Consider the following 24,885-nt stretch of genomic DNA (forward strand, 5'->3'; position numbering starts at 1 on the left):
GCGCGTCAAGGTTCCCCGCCTTCAACGCTCCCCGCGGTCGGCGCCCTGCGGCGACGTGCGATGCTGCGTCTGCGGCTGTGAGCGCTCGCCGGTCTCCTTGCAGGGGAGCGGCTCCCACGAGCCGTCCGGCGCCTGCTGATAGGCGCTACACGATGAGGACGAGGTCGATTTGTCCTCGCCCTTCTGGGCGTCGGAATTCTTCGCCAGCACGGGCACGGTCGTCACCGTTGCGAGGGCAAACGCGACGGTAAGGAGGACATGGTTGATCCGCATGGGGCTCCCCTGTTCGAATTCGAAGAGAGCCGCATGCTGGCGAGGATTGTGACGATTATTGGCCGAAGCAAAAGTTCTGGCACAGCGTGCTTAACGCCGCGCGATGAGCGCTAACCGCCCTTGCTGCGGATCAGGCCGGCGAGGTTGGTCTTCTGGGCCTCGCACCAGCTGGGCATGCCGAGGCGGCGTTGGTTGAGGTCGGTCGCCTGGGTGGCCACCGCGACCTCGGCCATCAGATCGTCGTCCTGCTTCTCGCCCAACTTGCCGCCGGTGTGCATCCAGGCGATCGCCTTGCGGACCTTCTCGGTGGTGCCTTCGGGCAGCTGCATCTGCTCCGCCTTCTGCACCAGATCCTGGTAGACGATATCGGTGGCCGGACATTCGACCTTGGCGGCGAAGGCCTGCAAGACCAAGGTGACATAGGTCGAACGTGGATGGTCGGCCGCTTGGGCCGGCGCCGCCAGCAGCAACAGGGCCGTCATGAGAAAACCAGTCCGCATCCTTGGTACCTCCCCGAATTTTCGGGAAGGCTAGCGGCTGCCGCGCCGCTCCGCAATGGGGCTAGCGTGCGACCGCGAAGACGGCCGGCGAGCTAGCGCCGCCAGGCCGGCACCGGATCGAGCGGCGTGCGGTAGACCTCGTTGTGATCGCGGTCGGTGACGCGCACAGCGCAACCCTTGCTTTGCAACTCGGGCTTCACCTGCGACAGCTCGGTGGCCAGTTGGACGGCGCGATCGGAGGCGACCTCGATGTCTTCGAGGATGATACCGCCCTGGTTCTTGAACTCTTCACCAACCACGAGATCGAAGGAATAGTAAGGCATCCGAATTCCCCGGTGTGACGAATTGAGCTTCGGCTTTCAACACATGAGCGATGGTACCACTGAGTCGATGTTTATCGAATGAAAGCCGCGCGCAATCTCTGTGCTTATGGCGCAGAAATGATGTGCAGCATTCAAGCGTGTTAAGATTTTATTAAATATGTCGGCGTGATCATCAGGCATGGAATTGCAGCAGAACCGGGCTCCGGGAACCGGCAGCTGCAAGAGAAGGCCGCCGGCATAGATCCCGACGGCCTTTTCTCTTCATGGGAAACGATGGAAGCATCGCTTCCCCGTAGTCACCCGGATTCAACACGCCACATCGACTCGGACACCATCGCTGGCGCGACGCGTCGTGTCCTCGCGTGACGATCGTTCAGCGCAGCGGCATTGGCGGGCGTACGACAGGTCCATCGTCGTCGGCAACGGCTTGCGTCGTTGTCACAGGTGCAGCTGGCGGTGGGACCGCGGCAGCCTGCGACGGCGGCGGCGGAGCGAGCGGCGCGGGCGAATAAGCCGGCATGTAGGTGTGCGACACGACCGGCTTCGGTTTGCGAACCGGCGCCGTCGCAGGCCGCGGCGGCAGCACGGACATTTGCGCGCGCGGATCGACGCGCGGCTTCGCATCGGCCACCGGCTTCGGCGCGGGCGGCTTCGTCATCTCGCGTGCCATCTGCTCCTGCCCGGCCTTCAACTCGGCGATGTTGGCCTTGAGCTGCTCGATCTGTTGCGCCATCGCGGCGAGATCGCGCGTCATCGACTGCACCGATTGTGCAGGATCGGATTGTGTTGCCGTGGGCACCGCTGCTGCAACCTGGGTTGCGGGCGGAGCCGCAGATTGATCTGTCGGTTGATCCGTTGCGGCCTGATCCGTTGCGGCCTGGTCCGCAGGTGGCGCGGCCTGCGCGGCGGCGACCGGTGCCGTCTGCGAGGTCGAAGGCAGCAGCGACGCCAATACCGGCGTCCATTCGGCGAGCATCTGTCTTGCGGTGTCGCCGTGTTTCTCCCAAGCGATAGTGGCGGCCGCACTTCCGCCCGCAAACAGCATCGTGACGAACGCGCCGCGCAGCCATTTGCCAGCCGAGGAGCGCTTCTGCCGGCTGAGACCATCACCGGCCGCGACGCGCACGGCAGTGTCGACCGAGGGCGCTGCCGCCTGCGGCTCCGCGACGGGACTGAACTTCGGCTCCGGATTCATTCTGGACTTCAGCGTGAACGCCGGATCTATTTTGGGTTCCGGGCGGGCCGTGATCTCAGGCGCGACGCTGAGAGGGCGCGAGGCCAGCACAATGTCAGGCGAAATCTGCACCGCGTCGTGCGGGTCGTTGTTCGTGACCGTGTCCTTCACGATCTCATCGACGATTTGCCGAGAGTTCAGCGTCGCGAGCATCGCAGCTCCTTTGAAGCCCGGGTGTTTTGAAGCCCGGGCGTTGAGTAGTTGAAGTGTTGGCCGTCCGCATTCGCGCGAGCAGATCCGTTGAGGTGAGCCCGTCCAATTCCCCGAGGCCCAAGCCATGACGCACGAGTCCAGCCGGGTTTGACCAAAGCAAGGCGAGGGGATGGAGACTGTGCGACGCTCTTGCGCCCTTTGTGGTGATGGAACCCGCCTCAGAAAACACGCGTACGTGTTCCACAATGCCTTGTTTTCAGCACGATTTTGGCAGCATCTGGTGTTGCTGGGGGTGCTGCTATCGCTATCGGGGCCGGCGGTGCCAAGATCCTTATTCGTTCTATTCGTTGTTGCCATGCTCCCGTTGGGCGGCTGCATGCAGACGACGCTTTCGCCATCGACGGACGCGAGCATGACGCCGCGCGACCGGCAGTTACTCGCGCATACGCCGTACGCGCAAGCGAACGTGCCCGAGCAATATCTTCGTCATATCGTCGATTATCCGCGCAAGGAGCAGCCGGGCACGATTCTGGTCGATACCGATGCGCGCTATCTCTATTTCGTGCTGCCCGACGGCAAGGCGATTCGCTACGGCGTTGCGGTCGGCGAGGAAGCCATGGCGTTCTCCGGTGTCGCGCGGGTCGGTCGTCTAGCGGAGTGGCCGGACTGGGTTCCGACGGCGGACATCCAGGCGCGGCTCGGACCCTATCCGGCGCGCGTGCCCGGCGGTCCCGCCAATCCCCTGGGTGCGCGCGGCATCTATCTCTATGCCGGCAACAAGGACACGCTCTACCGCATCCACGGCACCAACCAGCCGGAATATATCGGGCAGGCGATCTCGTCCGGATGCATCCGGATGCGCAACGAGGACGTGATCGATCTCTATGACCGGGTGAAGCTCAATTCAACGGTCGTGGTGCTGCCGCCCGGACAGAACGCGCAAGTCGAAGCGCAGCCCAGCTGGCGCGGGTAGGTCGCCCTAATTCTCGGGACGGGCAATGCGCCATTGCAGCGTCGTGGCATTGCCATTGGCCTCGCCCGGCGCCTTGTCGGCCGGCGAGGTGTAGAGCGGGCGATAGCGATATGCCCACATCTTGCTGCCGTCGTTACGGTTGATCACGGTGAAGTCGCCGACCGCCTTGGCATCGGCCGTTGCGGGCAGCGGCACCCAGCTCTCGACACATTTGCCGTTGCAGTTCGACGTCTTGCCGGTGGTATCGCGCTCGTAATAGTAGAGCGTCATGCCGTTGAGGTCGACGAGCGTGGGGCCCTGCTTGGTCAGGATGACTTTCGCCGGTGAGGTCGCGGGCTTCGGCGGAGGAGGGGCATCGCCGCCGCCATGGCCATTCGCGAGCGCCGGAGCGGTCGAGAGCGCGATGGCCGCCGCCGCAATGAGGAACCTGAACATCCGAAACTCCAGACCGGCAAAGTTAATCGCGCGTTAAACGCCGAATGCGGCGGACCCTAACAGCCGAAGGTTAGTTCCAGGTTTCGCGACATTGCGACAACGACCGGTACAATTACGGGGGTTAGGCCTGCGCTTCGCGCAGCGGGGCGCGGCTGAGCTCGTTGCCGGCGGCGATGGCCTTGTGCAACAGCCGCATCAGATCCTCACTTTCTTTCGCGCTGAGGCCGCGCAGCATGATGCGTTGCGCGGATTCGACGGCCGGCGTGATCTTGCGCAGCGTGCGGCGGCCTTCGTCGGTGATCTCGAGCTCGCGGGCACGACGGTCGCGGCGCGAGGCGCGGCGCTCCGCGAGCCCCTTCTGCACGAGGCGGTCGATCACGCCGGTGATGGTGGTGCGGTCGTAGGCGATCAATCCTGCGAGCGTCACCTGGTCGAGGCCCGGGTTGGCCTTGATGGTCGCGAGCGCGGCGTATTGCACCGGCGTGAGGTCGAATCCGGCATCGCCGACCTCGGCCAAAAACACCGCCACCGCGATCTGCTGGAACCGGCGCGCCAGATGTCCGGGCATGTCGTTGTTGTCTTTCACCGAATTTCTCCGTTGGGGCAGGACGGCCGGGATCGTTGACAAGTATACTGATAGTCAGCATACTGAGCAATATCCAAACAGAACGTTTCCGGGAGAGGTGCTCATGCAATTCCATCTCAATGGATTTCAGCCGGGCGACCCTGAAATCGCCGATCCCGCCGCGCGCATTCAGGCTTCGGGCGCAACGGGGGGCGTTCCTGACGAGGTCGATGTCCTCATCGTCGGCTGTGGCCCTGCGGGCCTGACGCTCGCTGCCCAGCTTGCGCAGTTTGCTGACATCAAGACCTGCATCGTCGAGCAGAAGCCGGATCGCTTGCTGGTCGGGCAGGCCGATGGCATCGCATGCCGCACCATGGAGATGTTCCACGCCTTCGGATTCAGCGAGCGCGTCCTGAAGGAAGCTTGTTGGGTGAACGAGACCACGTTCTGGAAGCCGGACGAGCGGATGCCGGAAAACATCGTCCGCAGCGGCCGGGTGCAGGACGTCGAGGACGGTTTGTCGGAATTCCCGCACGTCATTCTCAACCAGGCGCGCATCCATGACGGTTTTCTCGACGTCATGCGCAAAGCGCCGGCCAGGCTCGAGCCCCATTACAGCCGGCGCCTGCTGGACCTTCAGGTCCATTCCTCCGCGGGGCCCACCGACCATGCCGTGACGGCGCGGCTCGAACGGGTCGACCCCGAGAACGAGGGCAAGATAGAGACGATCAAGGCGCGCTACGTCGTCGGCTGCGACGGCGCCCGCAGCATGGTGCGCAAATCGATCGGTCGCGAGTTGCTCGGCGATTCCGCCAATCATGCCTGGGGCGTCATGGACGTGCTGGCGGTGACCGATTTTCCCGACATCCGCTTCAAGGCCCTGATCCAGTCGGCGAAGGACGGCAGCCTGCTGATCATTCCGCGCGAGGGCGGCTATATGGTCCGCCTCTATGTCGAGCTCGCAAAGCTCGACGTCGGCGAGCGCGTCGCCAATCGCAACATCACCGCCGATGACGTGATCGCGAAGGCGCAGCGGATCCTGAAGCCGCATATGCTCGATGTGAAGGAGATCGCGTGGTGGTCGGTCTACGAGATCGGCCAGCGCCTGACCGACAAGTTCGACGACGTGCCGGAGACCGAGATCGCAGCGCGTCTGCCGCGGATCTTCATCGCCGGAGATGCCTGCCACACCCACAGCCCGAAGGCGGGGCAGGGCATGAACGTCTCGATGCAGGACGCCTTCAATCTCGGCTGGAAGCTCGCTGCCGTTTTGCGGAAGCAGTCTGCGCCGAGCCTGCTGCATTCCTATTCGGCCGAGCGCCAGGCGGTTGCGAAAGAGCTGATCGATTTCGACCGCGAATGGGCGGGAATTCTCGCGTCCGCCGCCAAGGCCGGCGGCGCCGATGCCGCCAGGACGCAGGACTATTTCGTGAGGCACGGTCGCTACACCGCGGGCACGGCGACGCATTACCGCCCGTCGGTTCTGACCGGAGCGACGTCCCACCAGCATCTCGCGCAAGGCTTCGTCATCGGCACGCGCTTTCATTCCGCACCGGTGATCCGGCTTGCGGATGCCAAGCCGGTGCATCTCGGTCACGCCGCGCCGGCGGATGGCCGCTTCCGCATCTACGCTTGCTCCGGCGCTGAGGATCCGGCAGCAGCCGGCTCGGCCATTCGCGCCTTGTGCAGTTTTCTCTCCGACGCCCGGGAGTCGCCGGTCCGGCGTTACACGCCAGCGGCCGCCGACATCGACAGCGTGATCGACCTGCGGGCGGTCTTCCAGCAGGATCATCGCGAGCTCGCCATGGAGGCGATGCCCGCGCTGCTGCTTCCGCGCAAGGGCCGGTACGGCCTGATCGACTACGAGAAGATGTTCTGTCCGGACCTCAAGAATGGTCAAGACGTTTTCACCATGCGCGGTATCGATCGCAAGGCCGGCTGCATGGTCGTGGTGCGGCCGGATCAGTATGTCGCGACCGTGCTGCCGCTCGATGATTTTGCTGCGCTTGCTGCGTACTTCGACGGTTTTATGCAGCAAGTGAACTGACGGGACGGCAGCGCACACCCTCTCTGCGCGCGGTGTCGATGAACAGCCAATGAATATTGAACCGCGCGCGGCATCGGTCTCGATCTTTCGACGAATGAGACCTTCGTACGCGGAACGCCCGTTCCGCTGGCGCGTTCCGACTCGAAAGAGGAGGACTACGCCATGAAATTCCGAAGCGTGTTGTTAGCCGCATTGCTGCTTGCCCCGACGGCCGCGCTGGCCGCACCGGGCATGGTCACCGTCTCGACCGGCCTGCGCGCCGGGCCGGGTCCGGGCTTTCCGCTGGTCGATCGCATCCCCGAGGGCGCCCGCGTCGACATCCATGGTTGCCTGCGCGGCAACGCTTGGTGCGACGTGAGCTTCTCGGATGACCGCGGCTGGGTGTCGTCGCAATATCTCGAATATCTCTACCGCAATCACTACGTCTATCTCCCAGACTATGTCGACGAGATCGACGTGCCGATCGTCCCCTTCGTGCTGACCTCGTACTGGTCGAGCTATTATCAGGGGCGGCCCTGGTATCGGCGGCATGCCCACTGGAATAGCTACTGGACTTCGCATCAGCGCGACGCGATGCGGATGACGATCGATCCGCGCGCGGCTCGCATCGGCCGCGCGGCAACGCGCGATGCGGCAGTCGCACTCGGGCACAACGGTGCGAATGCCAAGCAAAGTGCAAGGGAAAATGCGAAGGAAAGCCTTAGAGGCGCGGCCGCGGTCTCGGGCCGTGATGCCGCGACTTCACGGCACGACGCCGCGATCGCCAGGCGCGAGACTGCGGTGACGACGGACCGGGCCCGCGCGGGACGAAGCGACCGCATCGCGCATGAGCGGACCAATCTGCAGAGCCGCAATCCGCGCGATGCACAAGCCCGCATCATGCACGAGCAGGCCGCACACCGCGCGGCTGTTCCTGCGCAACCGATGGCACGCGCACACGAGGCGCCGCGTGTCTCAGCCGCTCCCGCAAGCCGGCCTGCGATGCCGCATGTGGCCCAGCCCAATGTGAGCCACGGCTCGCCGATGAATGCTCATGCCCAGATGCCGGCGCCGCGCGCGGCTGCGCCTGCGATGCCTCATGGCGGTGGCGGCGGCGCTCCTCACATCAACGCCGCGCCGCATGGCGGCGGTGCGCCGGCCGGCGGTCCCGGTGGCGGGCACCAAAAGCACTAGAGTTGCCAACGAAAGCCCGGCCCTCGCGCCGGGCTTTCTGCTCGGGGCGGACCGGGTTCCGTGCGCGTACAATTTAAGAAGCTTCTTCGCGGGCAGATTTCATCGATCGTAATATGTCTACTCAAAGCTGTAAGCATTCCACTCGGGGCAGCGGGGCACGGGAGGATGACGACGATGAGACAGAACCAGGCGGAGACGCGCCGCCATAATGTCGCGAAGCGGTCGATGACCAAGGAAGCCAAGCAGCTGTCGGGCCTGATTGCCGGATTGCGCCAATCTCTCGAGGTGATTCACAAGGAGCGATCGAGCACCAAACTCTCCGGCGCCGAGATGGGCCTTCTCGACGAACGCCGCAACAATTTGTTGCTGACCATCGCAGCCCTCGATGACCGCCTCTCGGCGGTGCAGGGGCTGATTGATCTCGGCCGTCCCCATATCATTCGCGTCCACTGATCGGAGCGCAGACCTGATGCTATCGGCTTCGTCGCGGCGGCGACGGAACCGGGCTCAGCTGCCGGCTCGGCGTGGCATAAGGATTGGCGTAGCACTGGGCGGACTGCCCGGAGGCGGTCGCGGCGCACTGCGCGATTGTCGCAAAACTGCAATCGATGCTGCGGCCGTCGATCGTGTAGATCTCGATGCAGACGGGATGGCGCGGATCATAGGTCTGCGCGGCTGTCGGCGTCACGCCGAGCAAGCCCGCACCAGGCCAGCCCGCTACAAGCAGAATCGCATTCATGATGCGGCGCACGATCCATCTCCATCGTTCGGCCGGAACCAGGCACAATGCTGCCTTGGATGGCATCAAATTGCCACGCTCCCGGCGAATTGCCGCCAAAGCCCGCTGCCACGACGAGAGCGGGTGCAGGGGCAACGCAAGGGGATGCGCATTGGCCTACAAGATGGTCGCAGAACGCGACAACGAGAAGTGCAGTTTTGCCCGCGAGAGCCGTTTGCTCATCGTGGCGAAGGCGAAGGTTTGGGCAAGCGAGGGGTGGAAGGTCGTCATCACCGACCAGGACGGCAAGGCCTACGCGCCGCCCGAATTCGATCAGCTATTGGCGGCCTGACCGCAAGACGGGGCAGGGGACGACATTGATTTCGCACTTTCGACCGGGGCGCGACCTGATCACGCCCCTAGTGACTCTTGCAGCCGCGGCCGTCCTGACGACGACATTTTCCGCCGCGCAAAATCTCGATGCCGGCAAGTCGCCGCAAAAGCTTTTCGCCGATGGTTGCGCGACCTGCCATCGCAGCCCCCGCGGCCTTGCCAAGGGGCGCTTCAACCTGACGCTGTCCTGGTTCCTGAAGGACCATTACGCAACCAGTTCGGACACGGCCAGGGCGCTTGCCGCCTATCTGGAATCCGTCGATACGGCGTCCCCGCGAGCTGCGGCCAAGCCGGGCACAAAGCGATCCGGGCCGCGTGCTCCCAAGCCGTCGCAAAGCCAGTAGGCGGGAGCCGGCTGCCGCAGGGCGTCGCGAAGCAAGGCCTGCCGGTGAACACCGTGCTTGCCGGCATCAATGCACCGTGCTCGCCGAGAACAGGTTGATGACCACGACTCCGGACACGATCAGCGCGATGCCGACGAAGGCCGCAGCGTCGAGCATCTGGCGAAACAGCACGAAGGAGACCGTTGCAGTCAGGATGATGCCGACCCCGCCCCAGATCGCATAGGCGATGCTCAGGGGGATGACCCGGATCGCGACCGACAGAGCGTAGAACGAGGCGACATAGAACAGCACCATCGCCAGTGTCGGCCACAGCCGCGTGAATTGCACGGATTGCTGGAGGAAGGCGGACGCCGTGACCTCGAGGACGATAGCGAGGGCAAGCGCTGCGTAGGCATTGAAGGCGGAAGTCATCACGGGCTCGGGCGTGTTGTGCAAAGAAAGATACCGCGCGGTACGGGGAATATGACGTTTGCCCGGGTCCAGCTATCACGTGTCAGTGACGAGCCTGCGACACGGCGGAGCGCGGCACGAAACCGCCGCGCGATGGTTGCGCGGCGGCCCATTGGGGGCGCGCTTGCTCGATGTGGCGGGGCGTCAGTTGATCCGCACCGAGAGTTCGACGTCCTCGGCAAAGGCCGTGGACATGTAGCCGTTTCCGGGCATGCGCATGCGCGCCAGATAGTCGGGGCTGTCGTCGGCGTTGTCGGCGACGATGATCGCGCCCGGCCGGAGATGGCCTTCGACCAGATCCAGGATATCGGGGTAGAGCGCCTTGGCGCCGTCGAGCAGCACGAGATCGATCGTATCAGGCAGATCGACTTGAAGCATCTCCAGCGCGTCGCCTTCGCGGATTTCGACGAGGTCCAGCAGCCCGCCGGCCGCGAGGTTCTCGCGCGCCCGGGCCGCCTTGGACGGTTCGAATTCGGTGGTGATGAGGCGGCCGCCGCCATTGTCGCGCAAGCCCGCGGCAAGGTGCAGGGTCGAGATGCCGAACGAGGTGCCGAACTCGACGATCGCTTTGGCGCGGGAGCTGCGTGCGAGCATGTAAAGCAGGTGACCGGTCTCGCGGGAGACCGCGAGCGGTGCGTCCTTCAGCCGCCCGTAGAGGTCGCGGTAAGCGGTCTTGCTCCGCATCATCCGTGCGCGGTCGGCGTCGGTCACATCGGCGAAGGCGGCTCGCATCGCGCCGCGCGCCGCTTCGTCCTGGTCGAACAGACGATCGAGCAGTGGCGCAAGTGATGTGATGGTCGGGATGCTCATGTGTCGTCTCCAGATGTCGCCGCGAGGCGAGTGCTTGCGTGACAATGGAAATACGACTAATTCGTCGCATTCGCTATTCGCATTGCTCGAGGGCGCCATGGCCGATCGCCGAAGCCGTTCAGTTTCCACACGAAAACAGCCGCAGCAGGCCCGCTCGAACGACCTGGTGGCGGCCATTCTGGACGCGGCTGTTCAGGTCCTGGCCAAGGAGGGGGCGCAGCGTTTCACGACGGCGCGGGTGGCCGAGCGGGCCGGGGTGAGCGTCGGGTCGCTCTATCAATATTTTCCGAACAAGGCGGCGATCCTGTTCCGCCTCCAGAGCGAGGAGTGGCGGCGCACGAGCGAACTCTTGCGCGGCATCCTGGCGGACCAGGCGAAACCGCCACTGGTGCGACTGCGCGCGCTGGTCCGCGCCTTCATCCGCTCCGAGTGCGAGGAGGCTGCGATCCGCACGGCGCTCAGCGACGCCGCGCCGCTCTATCGCGATGCGCCCGAAGCACACGACGCGCGGGCCGCCGGTAAGGGCATCGTCGCGGCCTTCATGCGGGAGGCCTTGCCCGAGGCGCCGGATGCGACGCGGGAGCTTGCCGGCGAGCTGATCAAGACGACGCTGAGCGAGGTTGGCAAGCAGTTCTCGGAGACACCGCGCAACGAGGCGGAGATCGCGCGTCATGCGAACGCAATGGCCGACATGTTTTGCGCCTATATCGATGAGCTTGCGCGGCGGCGAAGTCATTCCTGACATCCGCGTTTGCGGGCCAATATCGTTTCCGACTTGACTGGATCATGAGTTAGCCTCGGTTTGTCCTCCAGCCTGTCGACGAGCGCCCCGCCATGCATGTCCTCCGCCCCCAATTCCGCATCGAGGAGCAGCAAGCGCTGGAATTCGCAAGCCAGCGCGGCTTCGGCATGATCGTCGCGGCGGATGAGCGCGGCCCGCGCGCCTCGCATGTGCCGTTCGTGCTGGAGCAACGCGAGGGGCGTGCGATCGTCCAGATCCATCTCACCGCCAGGAATCCGCTCGTTCCGCTCGCGGACGGCACGCGGCGCTTCCTGCTGATCGTTGCCGGCGACGACGCCTACATCTCCAATGACTGGTATTCTTCGCGCGACAACGTCTCGACCTGGCTTTACGAGGCCGTACACCTGTCAGGCGTGGCGCATCTGGGCGGGCTCGATGAGAACCGCGGGCACGGCGATGCGCTGCTCGCGGTCGCCGAAGCGCGAATGCCGAAGGCGCCCTGGGACCTGACACAGATGGAGCCAGACAAGCGCGAAACCATGTTGGCCGCCATTCGCGTCATCGATCTCGTGGTGGATACCGTCGAGGGGCAGGCCAAGCTCAACCAGCACAAAAGTGATGTGGATCATGTCGCGGTCGTGGACCGGCTGGCGCGGTCGGAGGAGAACGGGCATCGGCGGCTGGCGCGGAAGATGCAGGCTTTGCGGCCCGGGCTTGGGTATCACGGTTCGTGATCCGGGCTACTCTTGCGCCCTTCGGCATTTGACCCTACGGACCTCTTTCATGCTCGTCATCTCCATTCAAAGCCAGGTGGTCCACGGCCATGTCGGCAACAGCGCCGCCGCCTATGCCATGCAGGCGGAGGGCGTGAATGTCGCGGCGGTGCCGACAACGCTGCTGTCGAACCATCCGCGCTATCCGACCCTGCGCGGGCGGGTGCTGGAGACCGAGCTCGTTGCAGATCTGCTGAGAGGCGTCGAGGAGCGCGATCTTGTCGACGAGGCCGCGGTCCTCGTCACCGGCTATCTCGGTTCGCCCGGCAATGCCGCTGTCATTGCCGATTTCGTCGAGCGGGCGCTGACCCGCAATTCAAAGTTGGTTTATCTCTGCGACCCCGTGATCGGCGATGATGGCCGGGTCTATGTCGCGGACGGCATCCTGGATGTGGTCCGGCACCGGCTGCTGCCCGCCGCCAATCTGACCACGCCGAACCAGTTCGAGCTCGGGCTGCTCGCGGGCCTCGACATCTCGGATGCGCAGGGTCTGCGCGCTGCGTGCGCGACGCTGGCCGGGACCGGCCGCATTGACGTGGTCGCCACCGGTTGCACGCTCACTGATACGGCGGAAGGGCAGGTGGAAACGATCTTGTGCGCCGACGGTCAGTTGTCGCGCTTTGCGACGCCGCGCCTGCCGATCCGCCCCTCAGGCACCGGCGATCTCCTCACCGGCCTGATCGCGGCGCATCTGGCCAAGGACACTGCGACCGAGGCGGCGGTGCGGCTCGCAGTCGAAACCATCTTTGCAGTGCTGGTGCGGACGCAGGAGACAGGCACCGCGGAGATGCGGCTCGTGCCGCTGCCGACGCCGGGACGGTAGACCGTCACACTCAGGTCGCGCGCTTCGCGGCCGATTGCGCTGATTTCTGCGGCTTCGCGGGGACCTTCTGCTCGCGCGTCGCCTGTGCCTTCGCCTTTGGCAGCTTTGCGCTTGCCACGGCCCGCGCTTTCCTCGGCTTGACGTTGGCTTCCTTGCGGTCCGACGTGCCTCGGCGCGAGACATATTCCGTACCGTCGACCGGGCCGACATGCGGGGGATCGCGGCCGAGATAGGGTCGGCCGATGCCGAGCGCCTTGCCATTGGCATCGACCCACTTCCACAGCACCTCGGTCGAGACCCAGCGCTGCGCGCGGTTGTCGCCCTTGGTGCTGACGATGTCGGCCGCCATGCCGTGGCCGTAGCCGCCGCGCGTGCTGCCGCCGTGATAGGAGCGGTCGGAGGCGGCCTTCAAGCCGCTCGCGATCGACTGGCGATAGTCGTCGCGGAACGCGCTGGTGATACCCGGCGAAAGCCCGGCAGCCTCAGCCGCGAGCAACGTGCGAAACAGCTTTTTCTTGAAACTCTTGTCCATGCCGCCGATGACGTAGTCCATCATCGACATGCCGGCGCGGTCGGCCGCCTTCGGATCCTTCCAGCCAAAGTCCTCGTCGACCAGTTTCGTGAAGCTGCGCATCACGGTCACCATCTTGCCCTTGCGCTTGACGGTGACGGCGCGGCGATCCTCGACCTTGATCGAGTCTTCCTTGGGCGTGCGCTGGTAGAGCGCCCAGAGATAGCGGTCGATGCAGGCTTCCATGACGTAGCATTCGTCGAGCACCGCGGTCGTGTCCGCAGACGGCGAGGCCTTGCTCGCCGCGGGCGCGGGGCCGGTCGCGATCGTCGCGGGCGACAGCGCCTCGGTCGTCACGATCTCGGTGGGATCGGCGGATGCGAGCTTTACCGCGGGCTCCGGCGCCGGAGCCGGAGCAACCTCGCTGGCGATTGGTGTCGGATCAGGCGAAATCTGCGGCGCGAGTGGCGCTTCGGTCGGCAAGATCAGCACTGGGTCGGCCGAGGCGAGCTTGATGGCCGGAACTGGCGCCTCGGGCGCTGCCGCTTCAGCGGTGACCGCGCTTGGTGTCGCAGCGACCGCGGCGGCGATATCCGCGGTCAGGGCGACGCCGTCCTCGATGGCCGCAGCGTGCGGGATGTCGGCGAGGTCGAGCCGACCAAGATCTTTTGCGCGCGAGACGGCAGAAGCATTGGCGCCGCTGTTTTCGATCAGGGCAGGGGCGTAGGCGGACAAAGAGAGCGCCAGCCAGCCGGCGAGAACCGCCGAGGGGCAGGAGACCGCCACCAGAAGAGACCGCCGATCATTCATGATCCCTGCCTCCAAACGGTTCTATTGAACCTCGTCTTCTCCGAACAGTCTGACCAGACAGTCTTGCCCAAACAGTCTTGGCCAAACAGTCTTGCACGAAAAGGCACGCCGCGCGCCGATTGTTCGGGGGACGGTGTGGCAGCGCAATGGCGCAATTCGGCGAAAGCGGGCTTTTCGACCAGGTGTTGCGCGGCGGCAACGCGGGTTCCCCTCGCGGTTCCACCGGCGCTTGCGCGCGGGCGGTGTAGAAAATTCGATAAAGACGAATATTTTGGCGCCGGCCGGCGTAAGGGTGTTTCGCCCACACGTTGCGCAACCTTGTCACGGTCGGCGCGTTAGGCGCCCATGACGCACTCCTCGCTTCGTCCGATGGACGCCTTCGACCCCACCGAGCCCGCCATCCTGCACGACCAGCTCTCCGATACGATCATCACCTGGACCGCTGAGCAGGCCGATGATTTCAGGCGGGCCAGCCGGCCAGGCGGTGACGGAACCGTGATCTGGAAGGACTACGTTTTCGACGGCTGGGGTCATGTGCTCGGCGGCTGACCGCCGCTCATAACAGCGTCATGTCGCGCCGGGGCGCGCATTAAACATATTGCCATGCACTCGGCGCGTTGTTGCGTTGCAGCAGTGCATGTCGCAATGCAGCAAAATGCGCTTAGATGTGCTCCGAACGTTTTATTCAGGAGCATCACCCATGAACAAGAAGACTCTGTCGATCGCCGCCGCCATCCTGACGATCGCTGGCAGCACCGTGGCTTGCGCCGCCGAGCTGCCGACTTACGAGGCCAACGGTTTTCCGGTGTCCCCGATGCAGGTGCGCGTGCTCGGTGCCGCGCATGTCGAGCAGCAGGCCTCGGCGCCCACCACGATCGCTTCGGTCCACCAGACCCGCGTTCTGTCGCCGCGCAAGATGAAGACCGCTGATGTCACGACGGGCAGCGCCCGCTGATTTGGGGGCGCTACTAGCCAACATCAAGTCAACGTGATGCAGGCTCGTTTTCTCCGAGCCTGCCCGGACCGCGTTCCCTTTCGGGAGCGCGGTCTTTTTTTTGCCGCAGCGAGTGATGATCACGTGCCACTTGTGTACGGCCGTTCAAAGCGAGTGTGATCTCTTTAATAGTTGCTTTGCAGATCGGAGCGCTTGATGCGGCCGCCGCTTATTGAGCAGCCAAGAATCATTTTTCATAATGGAGTAGTCATGCCCATTGCACAGAAAGCCGTTGTTGCAAGCGTCTCGCCGCGCGCGTTCATTCTCAGGCATCTCGCGTTGTTCGCAGCTGCCGCGCTGTTCGTGTTCGTGCTCAGCCTGACGTATGGGCTCGATCTCAGCCCCGGGTTTTTCTGACGGGCTACGCATGCTTCGATAAGCGCAGGCTCGACGGCGAGCGGCCGTAGAGCTCTGCGAAGGCGGCGTTGAAACGGCGCAGGCTGCCGAAGCCGGCCTGGAATGCGATGTCAGTCATCGTGTGATCGCCGGCATCGAGCAGGCGTTTTGCGCGCTGGACGCGCAGCGTCTTCGCAAGCTGCTGCGGCGTGGTGCCGACGTGACGCTCGAACAATCGCGCCAGATGACGCGAGGAGATGCCGAGCCGCATCGCGAAAGACACCACCGAATCCTCGTCGAGCGCGCCCTCATTGATGAGCTTCACCGCGCGTGCGACCGTCGAGCGCGTGCCGTTCCAGGCCGGGCAGAACGGTGCGGTCTCGGGACGGCATCGCAGGCAAGGGCGGAAGCCTGCGGCTTCGGCCGCGGCGGCTGACGGATAGTAGGAGACGTTGCGCGTCAGCGGCTGCTTGGCCGGACAGACCGGGCGGCAATAGATGCCCGTGGTCTTCACCGCCGTGAAGAAGCGGCCGTCATAGCGGGGATCGCGGCGCAGGCGCGCTGCATTGCAGACATCAAAGCTCAGCATGGCCTGATGATAGCGCATGGCCGCGCAGGCGAAAGGGCCGCGGGATGACCGAGTCCGATTGCGGCGAGCCGCGATGGGCAGGGCGGCTTAGAAAGCCGCCCTCGACGCAAGCCCCCCTGCGATGCCAGTCTTGGAGCCCGGCGTGACCAGCCCGAAAGACACCGTCCTCAACGCCTGGAAGATTGTTTCAGTATGCGACTCGATGCGCATCGCCGCGCTGTTCACCGACGACGCTGAGTGGATCGCGCCGAAGGGCAACGCCACCGCGGTCGCGCTCGATTACACCGACCACATGATCCGCGCGCAAGCGATCGCGCGCTTCATCGCAGGAGATGCACAGGATGTTCTCCGGGATCGATATCGGCTTTCGCGGCGTCTATGCCGACGGCGATGTCGTGATCGTGGAGGAGCGGATGCGCGCTACACTTGCCGGGGGAGCGCGTTACGAGAATGACTATAGCTTCGTGTTCACGGTGGCCGGCGACAAGATCCGCGAGGTGCGGGAATACGTGGACACGCGCAAGAGATGGCGGATGGTGTTCGGCGAGGAGGCTCGATGAGCAGGCATATTTTCCGCCGCGTGCCAGCCCTGCAACCGCATGGGTTGAGCCTCGTCGCTTGCTGACATAAGGCATGCTCCATGGATCAGCGAACGAGCGCCGACGCTCTCATTCGGAGGAACGATCAGGCGCCGGCCCTTGTCGGCGTGCTCTGCGGCCTCGCCGCGGCGGTGTTCTGGGCGCTTGGCTTCGCCGGCACGCGGCACGGCCTCAAGGTCGGCTTCACGCCGGTCGATCTGCTCGTGCATCGCTATGTCTGGTCCGGCATCGCATTCCTGCCGTTGGTGGTACGCGGCGGAATCTCCGATCTCTGCGGCATCGGTTGGGGCAGGGGCCTTGTGCTGATGGTGCTCGGCGGCCCGGTGATGTCGCTGATCTCCTACACTGGTTTTCTGTTCGTGCCGCTCGGCCATGGCAGCGTGATCCAGCCCTCCTGTGCGACGCTCGGCGGCCTGCTGCTCGCGGCCCTGTTCCTGAAGGAGCATGTTTCCGCGTCGCGCATCGCCGGCGCTGTCGTCATCGTCGGCGGGCTTGGTGTGATCGGCGCGGAATCGATCGGCCATATCGGCGTCGACGGCGTGCTCGGCGATCTGACCTTCGTGCTGACCGGATTGATGTTCGCAAGTTTCGGCGCGCTGCTGCGCCACTGGCGTGTCTCCGCCGTGTCGGCTGCGCTCGTCATCAACGTGCTGTCGCTGCTGCTGTTGCCGATCTACCTCATGACCGGCGGGCTCGCGCGGATCGCGGCGATCGGTATCGGTGAGAACGCCATTCAGGCGCTGGCGCAGGGCGTGCTTGCAGGTCCCGCTGCGCTTTATCTGTTCGCCGTCTCGGTCCAACGCCTCGGCGTGGCCCGCGCCGCCGTTGTCCCCGCCTGCGTGCCGGCGCTGACGGTGCTCACCGGCTGGCTCCTGCTCGGCGAGCCACCGACACTATTGCAGACGGCGGGATTGGTGACGGTGCTGTGCGGATTCTATCTGGCGCAGCGGCAGCGATAGATTGCGGCCTCCGCACGGCGCTTACCATTCGATGGCGGCAAACTTGACGCCGCGACAGGTCAGCTCCCGCCCGAGCCGCTCGGCGCGTTCGCTGGCGGATTTGCCCTGGCGAGTCCGGGGCCTCGGCTTACGCCTTCCTCACGAACTCCGATTTCAGATTCATCGCGCCGATGCCGTCGATCTTGCAGGCGATGTTGTGGCCGTCGGTGGCGTCCTGCAGGCGGATGTTGCGGACCTTGGTGCCGCCCTTGACGACGGAGGACGAGCCCTTGACCTTGAGATCTTTCATCACGATGACGCTGTCTCCATCGGCGAGCGCATTGCCGTTGGCATCGCGCACGCCGGCCTCCTGCGCGGCATCCGCGGCGGCCTCCGCCGTGCCGCTCCATTCATGGCCGCATTCCGGGCAGACCCAGAGGCCGCGATCCTGATAGGCGTGCTCGGAGTTGCAGGTCGGGCATTTCATCGCGTCGGTCATCGTTCGCCTCGTCGCCCGTCACGGGCGCGCCGCACGCTTTCCGCCGGAAAAAGATGGATTGGGAGCAAATCCTTTACCATGGCTTTCAGTCCTTGGGGAACCCTTGGAAATTTAGGAGTTCAGGAAAAAATCTGCGGTATCGAGGTCCGGGATTTTTGCGGCTGCGTCGGTTCGACGTCGCTGCGCAAGGAGCGTCCAGGAGCCACGTCCCGTCATGAGCGAGCATCGCGCCGCAGTCAGACATCACATTTTGCGGACCGGCATTGTCGAGTTCGACAACGGCACCGGCAAGACCATCAGCGCACCCTGCACGATTCGCGATGTCTCCGGCACCGGCGCGCGCCTCGGCCTCAACGCCTCGCTCTGGGTGGCGGAGCAGTTCACGCTGGTCTTCAGCAGCGGACTGCGCAAGGACTGCCGGGTCGCCTGGCGCAAGGGCAGGCTGATCGGCAGCGCGTTCGTGGACGGCTATGCAAGCGCGGATGAGCAGGCCGTGATGATGACCGCGGACGAGCAGTCCCGGCACCGGCTCGGGATCGGTGCGCGCCTCAAGGCTGCGCGCGAAAAGCGCGGCTACACGCAAGGCCAGCTCGCCGAGCTCATCGGCGCCACGCCCGCCTTCGTGTCGCTGGCCGAGCAGGGCCAGGCGGACATTCCGCTCTATCAGCTGATGCACATCGCTGATCTGCTGATGGTCGGCCTCGACGGGCTCGTCGCGGGACCGGCGCCTGAGGATGTCAACGCGGCGTAGGTGACGACCTGTCAAAACAAAAACGTCGAAAACAACCCCATGCACAGTAGAAATCCCGAGGGATTTCAGAATGTTGCAAATCCGAAAAATCATTGACGATGGGCCGTAGTCCGGATGGAACGAAGCGCAATCCGGGAATCCTGCGGGGGCACCGGTCCCGGATTACGCTGCGCTCCATCCGGGCTACGGCCTCAAATCCACTTCGGCGATACCGAATCGAATTTGACTCGTCGGGCAAAACAGGAGCAGTATGGCATGATGGCGCCGCTGGAAGCTGGTGGCTCGCCAGTTGCGGAGCGACATGCCGAAAAAAGCAAAACCAAAAAGAAAACTGAAGACCTTCCAGACCTCGCTCGGCTTCTACGACCAGGCGATCGCCGCGCCCTCGATGAAGGCAGCGCTGGACGCCTGGGGCGCCAGGTCCAATCTGTTTCATCAGGGCGCCGCGAAGGAGACTGACGACCCCGACATCGTCGCGGCGACCATGAAGAAGCCGGGCGTGGTGCTCAGGCGTCCGGTCGGATCGGATGGGGCGTTCACCGAGCATTCCGAGTTGCCGACCGATCTCGCTGACGACGCGGCCAAGCCGAAGCGCAGGCCGAAATCCAAGCCGAAAAAGAGTCCTTCAAAGGCTGCAAAGCAACCATCCCGCAAGATCGACGATCAACAGGCGCGCAAGGCCGCCGCGGCGTTCGCGAAGGAAGAGCGCCGGCGGGAAGCCGAGCGCCGCAAGGAGGAGATCGCTCGCGCCAAGGAGCGCGCGCGCCGCGAGAAAGCGGTCGCGAGTGCACAGGGGGCGCTGGACGAGGCGAGGCGGGAGCACGAGGAGCGGGCGGAGGCGATCGACGCGGAGCGCGCTGCGCTCGATGGGCGTGCCGAGGCAGAGCAGAGCCGGTGGGACAAGCAGCGGATGAAGCTGACGGAGGCGGTGCGACGTGCGCGGGAGTAGGGGCGCGGGGGCCGGGCGGGGCGCACAGATTAAGTGGTGCTGCAGCGGGGAACTGTAGCCCGGATGGAGCGAAGCGCAATCCGGAAATCGGGCAGCTTGTGGCAAGACACCCTGGATTTCGCTGCGCTCCATCCAGGCTACGCTCGCTCCGTCGCTCTTCGCGCGCCAAGCAACCCGACAGCGAATTGGGCTTGCCTTGCTTGGCGTCCTTTTGCACTCTTGGGGCAAGGAGACCAACGCATGAAGATCATGACTGTCGCGTGTGCACTCGGAACCGCCCTGGTGCTGTGCAATCTCGGAATATCGGATGCCGACGCCCGGACGCGGAAGGCTCGCGTGGTGGATGAACAACGGCTGAGGGTGGATGTCCCCGTGCTCAGGCCGACGCCGTGGGATTACAATATTGTTCCGCGTTATCGTTATCGCCCGGAAGATGACCGGGTCGATCCGTACGGACCGCCTTTGGTGTCGTCGTGGGTGCGGTATGAGGGTTGGCGGTGGCCGTATTGGTGGTGATCCCGTAGCCCGGATGGAGCGAAAGCGTAATCCGGACCATCCGCATCGCACGATCGCCCGCATGGCACGAATACCGGATTTCGCTTGCGCTCATCCGGGCTACGTCCTTAATCGTCGTCGGCCGCAAGCCGCTGAAACTGCCGCTTCATCGCGTTGACCCTGGCGATATAGCTCGTGACGAGGTGATCGCCGCAACGCTCGTCGGCGATCATCGCAAACTTGCGGCGTGCGTAGGCCGTGGCGGGGCCGGCGCCGCAGAGATGGATGAAGGCGGCCAGATCCTGCCGCTCGCGCGCGCTCGCCTTCACATCACCCGCACGGGCGAGAACATCGGCGACATTGCGATCGAGATACACCGATGCGAGCTCGATGGCGTGGCTCGGAATCGCGCGGACATAGAGGAAGGGAGAGCCGCAGCCGGCTTCCGTGACCGCGTTACTGCGAATACAGAACCGCGCGGCGTCGGCATAGGCTGCGTCCAGCATCTGGAAGAGGCCGACGGCGCTGGAGGCGGGCCGGTAGATCGCGAGCGGATTGAGGCTCCATTGCCAACGCCAGTAGGTGCGCGCGAGCGGATTGCCTGAACTCTCGACCTGCGCCAGTGCGGCCAGCAATTCGGGCGTGATCGTCGCGGTGGCATGCTTGCGGAACAGCGGCCCGTATTGCCGCCAGGTCTCCGATGGCTCCTTGTCGAGCGCGTGGCCGACAAGGACGAACAGCTCGGTCGGGTTGCGCATCGTTTGATAGGCGATGTTCACGAGCGCGACGGCCGCAAGCAGCATCGCTACGGCGCCCCCGATCTGAACCATCCGCGGTGCGCGCGCGAAAGTCTTTCGCATCCATCGCGCGCTACGCCGGAGCTTGCGAAGGCGAGAGAGGAGGGGCTTGCTTCTTCCTGGCATCGGTCTCGTGGAAGTGCATTGCGGAGGCTTTGCACCTGGTTAACGCTGTCACCAGGCCTTGAAATCCGGCTTCTTTTCCCTCTGGTCGCGTCTTTTCAAGTCGCCGCTCCGTACTCCCACGGCAGCTCGTATCCTTGATGGAAATAACCCGAGGTTGTAGTGTGCGCCGCAACAGGGTTAATTTTGTGTGAATGGATCGTTGGAATGACCGTCATTGAAAGCGTGGTGTCGGCGGAAGCTGCGGAGCGGAAGATGCCGCCGGGCGTGCTGGTCGAAGGGCCGGTGGTCGACGCCAAGTTTCGCGATTCCTACATCTCCTTCGTCATCATGATCGGCGGTTCGATCGCGGCGCTGGTCTGGGCGTTCTGGCAAGGCATCGGCTGGGTGGAGGTTTCGGTCTTCGCCGGCACGTTCGCGCTGTCCACGGTCGGGATCGGCTTCATGCATCGCTACTTCGTCCACCGCAGCTTCCGCTGCGGTCCGGTGATGCGGACGTTGTTCGCGGCCATCGCCACCATGGCGGTGCAGGGCTCGATCCTGAAATGGGTGAGCAATCATCGCCGGCACCATCTTCACTCCGACAAGCCGGGCGACGTCCACAGCCCTTACTATGACGGCGACGGCAATCCCTATGTCACCTTCGCCAAGGGGATGATGCATGCGCAAGGCGGCTGGGTGTGGGATCAGGCCACCACCGATGCCGGATACTACGCCAAGGATATCCTGGCCGATCCGATCGCCATGTTCTTCACCAGGACGCGCTGGTACTGGTACGCGCTCTCGGCGGTGATCATTCCGGGCGCGATCGGCTACGCCTTTGGCGGCGTGCACACGATGACCGGCTGCATCCTGTTCTCCGGCCTGTTCCGCAGCTACCTCATGACCATGGCGACCTCGCTGGTCAACTCGGTCTGCCACAGCGACGGCCGCTACGGCTACCGCCGCTTCGATCTCGACGACGGCACCACCAATGAGTTCGTGACCACGATCCTCACCTTCGGTGAAGGCCTGCACAACAACCATCACCGGTTTCCGCGCGACGCCTACATTTCGCACGCCTGGTACGAGATCGACATCAACGGCCTGATCATTCTCGGGCTCGGGAAGCTTGGCCTCGTGCACGACATTTTCGCGGCTGGGAGCAGAACGCGTCCCTCTGGCGGTTCAGACGGCGGAGAACGTTCAGTGGCAGATACCGAAGCGATCGTCTAAAGGCTGTAGGATGGGTAGAGCGGAAGCGACCCACCAATCGCCGTCATCGCACGATGGGTTTCGCAAGTGCTCTACCCATCCTTCGGGCTCGGTGCTCGACTACGAAGGAATTCGGCCACACCGATCTAGTGGTGTGCTCACTAGCGCGGGCGCTTTGATGACCCACGGGGCACGAAGTTTAGGCCGATGAACTATCTGGATCTCATGGACGACCGACGGACACCGGCGCCCTCCAACGCCATCCGCGCGTTGGAGCAACACATCGGTGCGCCGTTGCCCGCGCCCTACAAGGAGCTGCTGGCGCAATCGGACGGCGGCGGCTTCGACCGCTGCGGCGTCGAGCTGCCTTGGCGCAACGACCGCACCGTTTTGGACGTGCTATTCACGACGCATCCGACCGACAGCTACGGCGTCATCGACAATTACGATGTGTATCGGAGCATGAATCGAATCCCCCGGCTGAGCTGCCCCTTCGCACCCGATCCCGGCGGCGACCTGTTCCTGCTGAGTCTGGAGGAGGACAGTTATGGGCAGGTCTTCTACTGGGATCACGAGCATGAACCGGTGGACGGTGGCGACATGTTCGCCGATTTCCCGAACACAAACGAACTCGCGCCCGATCTTGAAACCTTCATCCTCGGCTTGGGAGAGGGGTGAATGGATATGCAGCTAGTAGGATGGGTTGAGCCCTTGCGAAACCCATCGCTTCTGTCGATTGGCTAGCGATGGGTATCCCTTCGCTCCACCCATCCCGCGGGCTCACCAATCCGGATCGCCGTAGTAGGGATCGACCATATAAGGCGGGGGCATCCAGGGCCCGCGCGACGGCGGCCTGGGCCGCCGGGGTGCGGCCGCCTGCGCGTGCGGCCGGGCAGGCGCAGCGGTATCGTTGTTGATTGCGCTCCGCACGGCGGGTTTCGCGGGTGCGGGTGCGGATGAAGATGCGGATGACGTCGTCGGCTCCTTTTGCAGCGCCTGGACCTGTGCGGCGAGGCGTGCGTTAGCCGCCGCATCCTTCTCCTGCGCCGCCTTGAGCTGTTGAATGGTGTCGGCCTGCTCGCGCAGCGTCTGTTCGTTGCGGCTTTTCAGTTGCTCGAGCTTTCCGTTGATGTTCGCAAGCTCGCTGGTGATGGTCTTGAGCGATTGCGCGAGATCAGACGACGACGGGTCAGGCGTCGTGGCGCCCGTTCTTGAAGCGTCGGGTCTTGGAGCGTCGGGTCTTGAAGCGTCAAACCCTGCATTGCTCTCCGTGTCCTTGCCGACCGGCGGCGCGGGCACCGTGCCGGGCTCATCCGCGGCAGCCAGCTGCACGGCCGGCGGTTGCGCCGGACTTTCAACCGCGGACGCTTGCGGAGGCCGAGTGGCGGCCGGTGGAGCCCATCGCGCCATGATCGATTTGGTTATCGACCTGGCCTGATCGCTATATTGCGAAGCGAAGGCGGCACCGAGAATGCCGATCGCCAGCACGAGACCGACCAAGGCGCGCAGCATGGGCCGATCTCCCTTGAGGCCTTGGGTGCGAACCTCGCTATCTGGCGCCGGCGCCGCGCTCTTGGGAGTCTTGTCCTCGGGAATCTTGTCCTTGGGAGCCTGGATAGTCTCCGCACCGGCGCTTGCTCGCGAGACCCGCGGGCCTTCGCTGCCGCGTTCCATTCCGGAAACCAGCCGGTCCAGCCGCGCAAGGTCTTGCTCTGCGCTCTTGATCCGGTCGTAGGCCCGCGCCAGCCCGCCATCGGCGCGCACCTCGTCCGGCTTGGGGGCGTCCGGCTTAGGGGCATCAGGCTTGTGGTCGTCAGGTTTGGGGTCGTTCGTCTCGGGCACCGATGCGCTCTCGATCCAGTCGGGCGTCAATGGGAGTGCGGCAGTCCGATCGGAACGATAGGACTCGCCGCCGTCCAACACAACGCGCGTGCGAAGGAGAAATTATGGCGGGCTCGGGGGCGGGGCGTGGGCGTTGCCGAACCGGCATGCGTCGGGAGCGTCAGGTACATGACCGAAAGCGGTGTGGCTCCCGCTGATGCCCTATGTAGGTCAGCGTGACAGTTTCGCTGTCTCGTTATGAACTCGGCCGCCAGATCGCAACGGCCCGCATTGTTCTAAATCAACAAAACCCGCTGATTGGAGAATTACGCTGACGCACCGTTCCAATCCAGGAAGGAGAGTGGACATGTCGCGCCGAACCATCGTTTCACTTACCGCATCCGCAATCATTGGCATCGCCTGCATCGCGACTGTTTCGACCGACGCCTTCGCGTATCGAAGAGGCGTCGGGGTTGGTCGAGTTGGTGTTCATCACGGCGGTGTCTATCGCGGTGGCGTCTATCGTGGTGCAGCCGTGCGCCGCGGAGTTGCCGTGGGCGTCGGAGCTGCTGCGGTTGGTGCGGCAGCTTACGGTGCCTACGGAGCCTACGGCGGCTATCGCCGCTGCGGCTACGAACCTTACCCGCCTTGCTACTAGCCGGTCTTGTAGCCGGTCTTGGCGCAGCGGCCAGAGCACCGATGGGTCGGCTGTGCGCGGAGCACCTCTCTCCGAGCGGGGAGAGGTGATCC

The 24,885-nt window shown here is 64.4% G+C and carries 34 protein-coding genes; 20 read left to right on the forward strand and 14 right to left on the reverse strand.

What is annotated here, in order from left to right; all coding sequences use genetic code 11:
* Nucleotides 1-21 precede the first annotated feature (21 nt).
* The 4 genes from AC0L3A_RS04630 to AC0L3A_RS04645 all read right to left on the reverse strand — a co-directional run bounded on the left by AC0L3A_RS04630 (nucleotide 22) and on the right by AC0L3A_RS04645 (nucleotide 2,483).
* Entirely contained in the window at nucleotides 22-273 is a 252-nt protein-coding gene (locus AC0L3A_RS04630) for a hypothetical protein (protein WP_473253700.1), read from the reverse strand.
* Nucleotides 274-383: 110 nt separating this feature from the next.
* The gene (locus AC0L3A_RS04635) at nucleotides 384-773 is read right to left on the reverse strand and encodes a hypothetical protein (protein WP_473253701.1); all 390 of its coding nucleotides are present in this window, start codon (nucleotides 771-773) and stop codon (nucleotides 384-386) included.
* 92 nt (nucleotides 774-865) lie between these two features.
* Nucleotides 866-1,096 (reverse strand): DUF6894 family protein, encoded by a 231-nt coding sequence (locus AC0L3A_RS04640; protein ID WP_354167448.1) that lies wholly within the window; start codon nucleotides 1,094-1,096, stop codon nucleotides 866-868.
* 373 nt (nucleotides 1,097-1,469) lie between these two features.
* On the reverse strand, nucleotides 1,470-2,483 hold the full coding sequence (locus AC0L3A_RS04645) for a hypothetical protein (RefSeq protein ID WP_473253702.1): 1,014 nt from the start codon (nucleotides 2,481-2,483) through the stop codon (nucleotides 1,470-1,472).
* Nucleotides 2,484-2,838: 355 nt separating this feature from the next.
* Here AC0L3A_RS04645 and AC0L3A_RS04650 point away from each other — a divergent pair, with 355 nt between their 5' ends.
* Entirely contained in the window at nucleotides 2,839-3,456 is a 618-nt protein-coding gene (locus AC0L3A_RS04650) for a L,D-transpeptidase (RefSeq protein WP_198288227.1), read from the forward strand.
* Nucleotides 3,457-3,462: 6 nt separating this feature from the next.
* On the opposite strand, the gene AC0L3A_RS04655 is transcribed toward AC0L3A_RS04650, so the two are convergent.
* On the reverse strand, nucleotides 3,463-3,891 hold the full coding sequence (locus AC0L3A_RS04655) for a COG4315 family predicted lipoprotein (RefSeq protein WP_007591722.1): 429 nt from the start codon (nucleotides 3,889-3,891) through the stop codon (nucleotides 3,463-3,465).
* 121 nt (nucleotides 3,892-4,012) lie between these two features.
* On the reverse strand, nucleotides 4,013-4,477 hold the full coding sequence (locus AC0L3A_RS04660; RefSeq protein ID WP_007591720.1) for a MarR family winged helix-turn-helix transcriptional regulator: 465 nt from the start codon (nucleotides 4,475-4,477) through the stop codon (nucleotides 4,013-4,015).
* Between the two features lie 103 nt (nucleotides 4,478-4,580).
* Here AC0L3A_RS04660 and AC0L3A_RS04665 point away from each other — a divergent pair, with 103 nt between their 5' ends.
* The 3 genes from AC0L3A_RS04665 to AC0L3A_RS04675 all read left to right on the forward strand — a co-directional run bounded on the left by AC0L3A_RS04665 (nucleotide 4,581) and on the right by AC0L3A_RS04675 (nucleotide 8,129).
* Nucleotides 4,581-6,503 (forward strand): FAD-binding monooxygenase, encoded by a 1,923-nt coding sequence (locus AC0L3A_RS04665; RefSeq protein ID WP_473253703.1) that lies wholly within the window; start codon nucleotides 4,581-4,583, stop codon nucleotides 6,501-6,503.
* Between the two features lie 162 nt (nucleotides 6,504-6,665).
* Complete coding sequence (locus AC0L3A_RS04670; RefSeq protein ID WP_473253704.1) at nucleotides 6,666-7,676, forward strand: SH3 domain-containing protein; 1,011 nt, start codon at nucleotides 6,666-6,668, stop codon at nucleotides 7,674-7,676.
* A 174-nt stretch (nucleotides 7,677-7,850) separates the two neighbouring features.
* Nucleotides 7,851-8,129 carry a hypothetical protein gene (locus AC0L3A_RS04675; protein WP_027517641.1) on the forward strand — a complete coding sequence of 93 codons (279 nt, stop codon included), beginning with the start codon at nucleotides 7,851-7,853 and terminating at the stop codon, nucleotides 8,127-8,129.
* Between the two features lie 19 nt (nucleotides 8,130-8,148).
* On the opposite strand, the gene AC0L3A_RS04680 is transcribed toward AC0L3A_RS04675, so the two are convergent.
* Nucleotides 8,149-8,427 (reverse strand): DUF3551 domain-containing protein, encoded by a 279-nt coding sequence (locus tag AC0L3A_RS04680; RefSeq protein WP_007591714.1) that lies wholly within the window; start codon nucleotides 8,425-8,427, stop codon nucleotides 8,149-8,151.
* Nucleotides 8,428-8,566: 139 nt separating this feature from the next.
* On the opposite strand from AC0L3A_RS04680, the gene AC0L3A_RS04685 reads away from it, so the two are divergent.
* Nucleotides 8,567-8,746, forward strand: coding sequence for a hypothetical protein (locus AC0L3A_RS04685; protein ID WP_035992796.1), 180 nt, complete (start codon nucleotides 8,567-8,569; stop codon nucleotides 8,744-8,746).
* Between the two features lie 70 nt (nucleotides 8,747-8,816).
* A complete protein-coding gene (locus AC0L3A_RS04690; RefSeq protein WP_035992793.1) occupies nucleotides 8,817-9,131 on the forward strand; it encodes a hypothetical protein in 315 nt (104 codons plus the stop codon).
* Between the two features lie 66 nt (nucleotides 9,132-9,197).
* Here AC0L3A_RS04690 and AC0L3A_RS04695 read toward each other — a convergent pair whose 3' ends face one another.
* Together AC0L3A_RS04695 and AC0L3A_RS04700 are read right to left on the reverse strand one after the other, a co-directional pair.
* On the reverse strand, nucleotides 9,198-9,542 hold the full coding sequence (locus AC0L3A_RS04695) for a DMT family transporter (protein WP_007591712.1): 345 nt from the start codon (nucleotides 9,540-9,542) through the stop codon (nucleotides 9,198-9,200).
* A gap of 183 nt (nucleotides 9,543-9,725) precedes the next feature.
* The gene (locus AC0L3A_RS04700) at nucleotides 9,726-10,391 is read right to left on the reverse strand and encodes an O-methyltransferase (protein ID WP_473253705.1); all 666 of its coding nucleotides are present in this window, start codon (nucleotides 10,389-10,391) and stop codon (nucleotides 9,726-9,728) included.
* A gap of 97 nt (nucleotides 10,392-10,488) precedes the next feature.
* On the opposite strand from AC0L3A_RS04700, the gene AC0L3A_RS04705 reads away from it, so the two are divergent.
* The 3 genes from AC0L3A_RS04705 (at nucleotide 10,489) to pdxY (ending at nucleotide 12,729) form a co-directional block, all read left to right on the forward strand.
* On the forward strand, nucleotides 10,489-11,133 hold the full coding sequence (locus AC0L3A_RS04705; protein WP_219683934.1) for a TetR/AcrR family transcriptional regulator: 645 nt from the start codon (nucleotides 10,489-10,491) through the stop codon (nucleotides 11,131-11,133).
* Between the two features lie 92 nt (nucleotides 11,134-11,225).
* The gene (locus AC0L3A_RS04710; RefSeq protein ID WP_473253706.1) at nucleotides 11,226-11,867 is read left to right on the forward strand and encodes an FMN-binding negative transcriptional regulator; all 642 of its coding nucleotides are present in this window, start codon (nucleotides 11,226-11,228) and stop codon (nucleotides 11,865-11,867) included.
* A 49-nt stretch (nucleotides 11,868-11,916) separates the two neighbouring features.
* On the forward strand, nucleotides 11,917-12,729 hold the full coding sequence (gene pdxY / locus AC0L3A_RS04715; RefSeq protein WP_473253707.1) for a pyridoxal kinase: 813 nt from the start codon (nucleotides 11,917-11,919) through the stop codon (nucleotides 12,727-12,729).
* 10 nt (nucleotides 12,730-12,739) lie between these two features.
* Here the strand turns inward: pdxY and AC0L3A_RS04720 are convergent, their stop codons facing one another.
* Nucleotides 12,740-14,050, reverse strand: a complete 1,311-nt coding sequence (locus tag AC0L3A_RS04720; RefSeq protein ID WP_473253708.1) for a M15 family metallopeptidase domain-containing protein — start codon at nucleotides 14,048-14,050, stop codon at nucleotides 12,740-12,742.
* A 345-nt stretch (nucleotides 14,051-14,395) separates the two neighbouring features.
* Here AC0L3A_RS04720 and AC0L3A_RS04725 point away from each other — a divergent pair, with 345 nt between their 5' ends.
* From AC0L3A_RS04725 to AC0L3A_RS04735, 3 genes are all read left to right on the forward strand, one after another.
* The gene (locus AC0L3A_RS04725; protein ID WP_219683912.1) at nucleotides 14,396-14,599 is read left to right on the forward strand and encodes a hypothetical protein; all 204 of its coding nucleotides are present in this window, start codon (nucleotides 14,396-14,398) and stop codon (nucleotides 14,597-14,599) included.
* 151 nt (nucleotides 14,600-14,750) lie between these two features.
* The gene (locus AC0L3A_RS04730) at nucleotides 14,751-15,005 is read left to right on the forward strand and encodes a hypothetical protein (protein ID WP_473253709.1); all 255 of its coding nucleotides are present in this window, start codon (nucleotides 14,751-14,753) and stop codon (nucleotides 15,003-15,005) included.
* 249 nt (nucleotides 15,006-15,254) lie between these two features.
* A complete protein-coding gene (locus AC0L3A_RS04735) occupies nucleotides 15,255-15,401 on the forward strand; it encodes a hypothetical protein (RefSeq protein WP_007591703.1) in 147 nt (48 codons plus the stop codon).
* A gap of 4 nt (nucleotides 15,402-15,405) precedes the next feature.
* Here AC0L3A_RS04735 and AC0L3A_RS04740 read toward each other — a convergent pair whose 3' ends face one another.
* Nucleotides 15,406-15,987, reverse strand: a complete 582-nt coding sequence (locus AC0L3A_RS04740) for a bifunctional transcriptional activator/DNA repair enzyme AdaA (protein WP_246649236.1) — start codon at nucleotides 15,985-15,987, stop codon at nucleotides 15,406-15,408.
* A gap of 323 nt (nucleotides 15,988-16,310) precedes the next feature.
* Between AC0L3A_RS04740 and AC0L3A_RS04745 the strand changes: the two genes are divergently transcribed.
* Both AC0L3A_RS04745 and AC0L3A_RS04750 read left to right on the forward strand, forming a co-directional pair.
* Nucleotides 16,311-16,529 (forward strand): nuclear transport factor 2 family protein, encoded by a 219-nt coding sequence (locus AC0L3A_RS04745; protein ID WP_245285861.1) that lies wholly within the window; start codon nucleotides 16,311-16,313, stop codon nucleotides 16,527-16,529.
* A gap of 80 nt (nucleotides 16,530-16,609) precedes the next feature.
* Nucleotides 16,610-17,527, forward strand: a complete 918-nt coding sequence (locus tag AC0L3A_RS04750; protein ID WP_473253710.1) for a DMT family transporter — start codon at nucleotides 16,610-16,612, stop codon at nucleotides 17,525-17,527.
* A gap of 127 nt (nucleotides 17,528-17,654) precedes the next feature.
* On the opposite strand, the gene AC0L3A_RS04755 is transcribed toward AC0L3A_RS04750, so the two are convergent.
* Complete coding sequence (locus AC0L3A_RS04755) at nucleotides 17,655-18,005, reverse strand: zinc ribbon domain-containing protein YjdM (protein ID WP_007591698.1); 351 nt, start codon at nucleotides 18,003-18,005, stop codon at nucleotides 17,655-17,657.
* Between the two features lie 214 nt (nucleotides 18,006-18,219).
* On the opposite strand from AC0L3A_RS04755, the gene AC0L3A_RS04760 reads away from it, so the two are divergent.
* The 3 genes from AC0L3A_RS04760 (at nucleotide 18,220) to AC0L3A_RS04770 (ending at nucleotide 20,221) form a co-directional block, all read left to right on the forward strand.
* Nucleotides 18,220-18,756, forward strand: a complete 537-nt coding sequence (locus tag AC0L3A_RS04760; protein ID WP_219683916.1) for a helix-turn-helix domain-containing protein — start codon at nucleotides 18,220-18,222, stop codon at nucleotides 18,754-18,756.
* A 301-nt stretch (nucleotides 18,757-19,057) separates the two neighbouring features.
* A complete protein-coding gene (locus tag AC0L3A_RS04765; RefSeq protein ID WP_473253711.1) occupies nucleotides 19,058-19,705 on the forward strand; it encodes a cell envelope biogenesis protein TolA in 648 nt (215 codons plus the stop codon).
* A 240-nt stretch (nucleotides 19,706-19,945) separates the two neighbouring features.
* On the forward strand, nucleotides 19,946-20,221 hold the full coding sequence (locus AC0L3A_RS04770; protein WP_083869795.1) for a hypothetical protein: 276 nt from the start codon (nucleotides 19,946-19,948) through the stop codon (nucleotides 20,219-20,221).
* A 107-nt stretch (nucleotides 20,222-20,328) separates the two neighbouring features.
* Here the strand turns inward: AC0L3A_RS04770 and AC0L3A_RS04775 are convergent, their stop codons facing one another.
* A complete protein-coding gene (locus AC0L3A_RS04775) occupies nucleotides 20,329-21,060 on the reverse strand; it encodes a transglycosylase SLT domain-containing protein (RefSeq protein ID WP_473253712.1) in 732 nt (243 codons plus the stop codon).
* Between the two features lie 267 nt (nucleotides 21,061-21,327).
* Here AC0L3A_RS04775 and AC0L3A_RS04780 point away from each other — a divergent pair, with 267 nt between their 5' ends.
* On the forward strand, nucleotides 21,328-22,335 hold the full coding sequence (locus AC0L3A_RS04780) for an acyl-CoA desaturase (RefSeq protein WP_219683919.1): 1,008 nt from the start codon (nucleotides 21,328-21,330) through the stop codon (nucleotides 22,333-22,335).
* Nucleotides 22,336-22,521: 186 nt separating this feature from the next.
* Nucleotides 22,522-22,992 (forward strand): SMI1/KNR4 family protein, encoded by a 471-nt coding sequence (locus AC0L3A_RS04785; RefSeq protein WP_007591679.1) that lies wholly within the window; start codon nucleotides 22,522-22,524, stop codon nucleotides 22,990-22,992.
* Nucleotides 22,993-23,094: 102 nt separating this feature from the next.
* On the opposite strand, the gene AC0L3A_RS04790 is transcribed toward AC0L3A_RS04785, so the two are convergent.
* Nucleotides 23,095-24,156, reverse strand: coding sequence for a hypothetical protein (locus AC0L3A_RS04790; protein ID WP_473253713.1), 1,062 nt, complete (start codon nucleotides 24,154-24,156; stop codon nucleotides 23,095-23,097).
* A gap of 346 nt (nucleotides 24,157-24,502) precedes the next feature.
* On the opposite strand from AC0L3A_RS04790, the gene AC0L3A_RS04795 reads away from it, so the two are divergent.
* Complete coding sequence (locus tag AC0L3A_RS04795; RefSeq protein ID WP_007591676.1) at nucleotides 24,503-24,793, forward strand: hypothetical protein; 291 nt, start codon at nucleotides 24,503-24,505, stop codon at nucleotides 24,791-24,793.
* Nucleotides 24,794-24,885 lie beyond the last annotated feature (92 nt).

The sequence above is a fragment of the Bradyrhizobium sp. MI1.3 genome (assembly GCF_055811695.1).